Consider the following 1011-nt stretch of genomic DNA (forward strand, 5'->3'; position numbering starts at 1 on the left):
AGCACAAGCTGGCAGCTTGCCGGATCATCTTCGACCACTCCGATACGGATATTACGCATGATGACCTCCTCGTTCTGCGACGCTGCCGTTCATTTTCCCGCTTGGGGATGATAAATCGGGAAAATTGGTGTTCGATTGCGGAAAACGCGACGCGATGGGCGTTGCGAGTTGACGAGTCGATTTTGATGTGTATGATGGAATGTGGCTCAGCGAAGAGATTCTTCGCAAAGCCAAAAAATAAAACGCTTTGTGTTGTGGCTTTGTCGAAGTGGTGAGCCGCAGGGCTTAGCACCGAAACCAGAAATCCCTTTACAACGGATCGTGAGGCACGTACCTGCCTCTGAAAGGATGACAAATCATGGCAGAAGTCGTTTTCGACCACGTCACTCGTATCTACCCCGGCAACGATAAGCCGTCTGTGGATGACCTGAACATGGATATCAAGGACGGAGAGTTCCTTGTGCTGGTCGGCCCGTCTGGCTGTGGTAAGTCCACGACCCTGCGTATGCTCGCCGGCCTCGAAGAGGTCAACAAGGGCCGCATCCTCATCGGTGGCAAGGACGTCACCACGATGCAGCCGAAGGACCGCGACATCGCAATGGTGTTCCAGAACTACGCCCTGTACCCGCACATGACCGTTGCCGACAACATGGGCTTCGCACTGAAGATCGCCGGCACCCCGAAGGAAGAAATCCGCAAGCGCGTCGAAAAGGCCGCTGAGATCCTCGACCTGACCGAATACCTCGACCGTAAGCCGAAGGCTCTGTCCGGTGGTCAGCGTCAGCGTGTGGCCATGGGCCGTGCAATCGTCCGTGAGCCGAAGGTCTTCCTCATGGATGAGCCGCTGTCGAACCTCGACGCCAAGCTCCGTGTCCAGACCCGTACCCAGATCGCCGCTCTGCAGCGTCAGCTGGGCGTCACCACCCTGTACGTGACCCACGACCAGACCGAGGCTCTGACGATGGGCGACCGCATCGCCGTCATCAAGCTCGGTGTTCTGCAGCAGGTCGG

2 protein-coding genes are annotated in these 1011 nt (G+C 57.3%); both read left to right on the forward strand.

Features of this window, described 5'->3' with window-relative positions; translation table 11 throughout:
- Positions 1 to 275: hypothetical protein (locus B3C64_RS02075; RefSeq protein WP_291533374.1), on the forward strand; the 275-nt coding region annotated here is incomplete at its 5' end.
- A gap of 83 nt (positions 276 to 358) precedes the next feature.
- Positions 359 to 1011 (forward strand): ABC transporter ATP-binding protein (locus B3C64_RS02080; protein WP_291533375.1); only part of this gene is annotated, 653 nt, incomplete at its 3' end.

Origin of the sequence: Bifidobacterium sp. UBA6881 (assembly GCA_002451435.1) — a bacterium.
Classification (GTDB): Bacteria; Actinomycetota; Actinomycetes; order Actinomycetales; family Bifidobacteriaceae; genus Bifidobacterium.